The sequence below is a fragment of the Streptomyces europaeiscabiei genome (assembly GCF_001550375.1).
Lineage (GTDB): Bacteria > Actinomycetota > Actinomycetes > Streptomycetales > Streptomycetaceae > Streptomyces > Streptomyces europaeiscabiei.
Window position 1 is genome coordinate 1 of the sequence record NZ_LRTR01000280.1, and the last position, 4,047, is coordinate 4,047.

Sequence of the window (4,047 nt, forward strand, 5' to 3'; positions counted from 1 at the left end):
CCGACGCGGCGGACGACGCGGCGCGCTCCTCGCGGCCGCCGCTCGGCCTCGGTCTCGCCACCGCCGCCCGCTGCGGCCCCGAACTCACTTCCCCCGACGGCATCGAGGCGCAGACGTGTGTCCTCACGCAGGGCGAGCAGACCTGGGCCCGCACGTACTACCGCAACGCCACCGGGCGGGAACTCAGTTCGGTCCTCAGCATGATGGCGCCCGGCGAGCGCACCGTACGGATGCAGTGCGCCGTGGGCGCGCACGACGAGCCTGGGGTGTGCGAGACGCCCAGGGGGCGCACGCGGGGCGCAATGGGGGCGTACACGGCCGTGGCGGAGTTCGCGGCACCGGACGGCGGTGGGCCGCTGTTGCTGCGCTCAGGGAGCAACTCAGGGCGTTCGTAAGGGCGTTGACGCCGAGCGGGATCGGTACAGCGGAGGCGCCCCGGATCCCGGGCATGAAGAAACCCGGTTGCTGGCGACGGGGGATGCACCAGCAACCGGGCTAATGAAACCGTAACAAGAGATCGGCGCTTCGCAAATTCGATCTCGGCTATTCGGACACGAATTTGCCTGTCACGTAGGGGAGTTGTGACAGGAGTCACCACATCTCGCACGCACTCGCTCAGCTGACCGTCCGGTCAGCCCCGGTACGCACGGTCAGCTGAGCGTGACCTGCCGGTTGGTGAGCCCGCCGCGCGCCCGGCGCTCGTCCGGGGTGAGCGGGGACTCGTCGGCCAGGGCGGCGGAGAGCCGCTCGGCGAACTCGGCCGCCGGCTTCTCGATGTCGTCCGCGCCCATTCCGCTGGGAAGGTCCCAGACCGGCACGGTGAGGCCGTGAGCACGGAAGGAACCGACGAGACGGGTGCCCTCACCGAGGCTGGAGCGCCCCGCCGCGTGCAGCCGCGCGAGAGCGTCCAGAAGCCGCTCCTCGGCGTGCGGCATGACCCATCGCAAATGGTTCTTCTCGGGGGTCTCGCACCAGTACGCCGCGTCGACGCCCGCGAGCTTCACAGTCGGGATCGCCGCGGAGTTGGCGCGCTCCAGGGAGGCGGTCACCTCCGGGGTCGTGCTCTCCGTGTCCGGGACCCAGAACTCGAAGCCCGTGTGCACAACTGGCTCGAACTCACCTTCGGGGTCGAGCAGGTCCTGCAGGCGCGGACCGTCGGCCGGGGCGCGCCGGCCCTGAACCGGAGTCCCCGGCTCGGCGACGAGGGCACGCTGGAGGGTGTCGGCGAGGTCGCGGCTGATGTCGCCGGACGCCGTGTCGTTCTGCAGGCCGAGCAGCACCGAGCCGTCGTCACGGCGCAGCGCGGGCCACGCCATGGGCAGGACGGTGGCGAGCGTCACCGACGGGACGCCCTCGGGGAGCGCGTCCTTGAGCTTCAGCTCGACGGTCGCGGCGGGCACCAGCTCGCGCAGCGCGATCCAGTGGCACTCGCCCGGCAGGCCTTCGAAGGGGCGCTGCACCAGCTCGGTCACCGCCTGGGCGGCCGCCCGGCCGTGACAGGCCTTGTAGCGGCGGCCGCTGCCGCAGGGGCATTGCTCGCGCGCGCCGACAACCGGAACCTGCCCATCGGCGCCTGCGGCACCGACTCCGCCGGTGCCCTGCGGGCGCTTGGCCTTCGTTTGGGGTCGCTTCTTGGCCATCGTGGGTGTCTCCCGATCACGGCTCGTCTCGTACTCGCGCGAGCCTAGCCGCTCGTACGGCGCCCGACGGGACCCTGTGGACAACGCACCCGAGTCGTCCCGGAACCGGTGGTTCAGGCCAGGTTGTGCACGCCTGGCCCGAACCACCTGAAGCACCGTCGGGTCAGTCCATGTCCTCGAACGCGTCCGCGAAGTCCAGGTCGGGAACGGTGGAGACCGAGGGAGCGACCACCCGGCTCGCGAAGTCGTCCCGGCGGTGGGCTCTGTACACGTCGTCCTGGACGACGACCCACACCGTGACCTCGCCGCGGGCGTCGTCGCGCACGCCCCAGTCGTCGGCCAGCGCGGTGACGATGTTCAGCCCGCGGCCGCCGTGTGCGGTGACCGAGGGCGTGGACGGAAGCGGGCGGGTCGGACCACCGCCGTCCGTCACCTCGACAGTGAGCCGCCCGGTGGGATCCATGCGCCAGGCGCAGCGCACATCGCCGTCACCGGCCAGCGCGTCGCCCAGCGGCCTACCGTGTTTGCAGGCATTGCTGAGCAGTTCGGAAAGGATCAGTAGGGCGTCGTCGATCACCGATTCCGCCACTCCACCGTCGCGCAACTGATCGCGCACCCGGTGCCTCGCTTCACCCACGCCCGCAGGGCCATGGGGTACGGCCATGCTCGACGACGTGGGCACCTCCTGTGCCACCACCAACGCCACCCCCGAGACCTCCTTCGCCCCACGCCACGGTGTGAATGCCCCATTGGACTGGACTGGAAACCGGCCGGAACACGTGCTCTGACGCACTCGCGGCGATCGAACACGCACCGAACGCGCCGGTGCACTCCCCGTAGCCGAGTGGCTGAATTTCGTCCCCGATATGCCGACTTGTCCTCCGGTGCGGTCCGGCCACCTTGGCGGAATTCTTACCTCCGTAAAGGGCGCACGACCGTGCCGACGGAGGGCGGCGTGATGGTCACAGGTGTGAAGAGAGGCGTGTTCGAAGCTGTCGCGGACGACGTGTTGGAAGCTGTCGGAACCGGTGTGTTCGAACTTGTCGGAGACCGTGCGCTCGGCTGGGTGGTGTCCTCGGAGATCGTGCGTCGGTGTTGTCGGGGACTGTGCCCGTCGGTGCCCGTCGGTGCCCGTCGGTGCTCGTCGGTGCCCGGCGGTGGCGGAAGGCGCCGGGCGGTGGCGGAGAGGGCGCGGTCAGCGGCTGAGTTGGTGGAGCACCGCGCGGGGGCGGTTGGTGATGATGGCGTCGACGCCCAACTCGACACAGAGGTCGACGTCCCGGGGCTCGTTCACGGTCCACACGTGTACCTGGTGCCCGGCGTTCTTCAGGCGCTCGATGTACGCGGGGTGGTTGCGCACGATCCGGATCGAGGGTCCCGCGATCCCGACACCGCTCGGCAGTCGCCCGTCGCGCAGCCGGGGCGAGACGAACTGCATCAGATAGACCGTCGGCATCGTCGGGGACGCGGTGCGGACGCGGTGCAGCGAGCGCGCCGAGAAGCTCATGATCCGTACCGGCGATTCGGCGGCCGTCTCCGGAGCGTCCAGGCCGAACCGCTTCAGCAGGACCAGCAGCCGCTCCTCGACCTGGCCCGCCCAGCGTGTGGGGTGTTTGGTCTCGATGGCCAGCTCCACCCGGCGCCCCGCGTCGGCCACGAGTTCGAGCAGACGTTCAAGGGTGAGGACGGAGGTGTCCGCCCGGTCCTCGGGGGTGACCTCCCAGTCGGGGGCCTCGTCGCCGTTCTTCCAGGAGCCGAAGTCCAGGGCGGCCAGGTCGGCGAGCTCCAGCGCGGAGACCGCGCCCCGGCCGTTCGACGTACGGTTGACGCGTCGGTCGTGGACACAGACGAGGTGGCCGTCGGCCGTCAGCCGGACATCGCATTCGAGGGCGTCCGCGCCGTCCTCGATCGCCTTCTTGTACGCGGCCAGGGTGTGCTCGGGGGCCGCCTCGGAGGCTCCCCGGTGGGCGACGACCTGAATCGGGAGCTGTCGTACGTGGGTCACCGCGTCATGGTGCCACCGTGACGGGGTACGCGTGGGGGTGGTGACCGTGGACGACCGGGTTCGTACGCACAGTATGCACCATTAGTCCAATAGGTCCCATATAAAGGATGGTCCCGGACCCACAGGCACCGCTTATGGTGCCCTGACGGCTCGTGGGAAAAGCTGACCTCATACAAAACTTGCGCACAGTCCGATGTGCGACCAAGAACAGTCGACCGCCGACAAGGTGAAGCCGTGGACCGAGGAGAAAAGCTGTGAGCACCGAGAACGAGGGCACCCCGGTACCCCCGGCCCCGTCCGCACCTCCCGTGCCGGTGGAAACTCCCGCTGCCTCCGCGCCTGCCCCGGCGCACGAGCCGAGCGCGGCACCGGCGGAGTCCACCGCCCCGGCGACCCCGGCCG

At 70.2% G+C, this 4,047-nt stretch carries 3 protein-coding genes and 1 pseudogene; 1 reads left to right on the forward strand and 3 read right to left on the reverse strand.

Annotated elements, in window-relative coordinates; translation table 11 throughout:
• Positions 1 to 395 (forward strand): annotated as a pseudogene (locus AWZ10_RS13590) (hypothetical protein); the annotation flags it as partial.
• 255 nt (positions 396 to 650) lie between these two features.
• Here the strand turns inward: AWZ10_RS13590 and AWZ10_RS13595 are convergent.
• The 3 genes from AWZ10_RS13595 to AWZ10_RS13605 form a co-directional block, all read right to left on the reverse strand.
• Positions 651 to 1,640 carry a DUF5926 family protein gene (locus AWZ10_RS13595; protein ID WP_060891169.1) on the reverse strand — a complete coding sequence of 330 codons (990 nt, stop codon included), beginning with the start codon at positions 1,638 to 1,640 and terminating at the stop codon, positions 651 to 653.
• Positions 1,641 to 1,803: 163 nt separating this feature from the next.
• Complete coding sequence (locus tag AWZ10_RS13600) at positions 1,804 to 2,346, reverse strand: ATP-binding protein (protein WP_234440962.1); 543 nt, start codon at positions 2,344 to 2,346, stop codon at positions 1,804 to 1,806.
• Between the two features lie 489 nt (positions 2,347 to 2,835).
• Entirely contained in the window at positions 2,836 to 3,645 is an 810-nt protein-coding gene (locus AWZ10_RS13605; RefSeq protein ID WP_046706309.1) for a glycerophosphodiester phosphodiesterase, read from the reverse strand.
• Between the last annotated feature and the right edge of the window lie 402 nt (positions 3,646 to 4,047).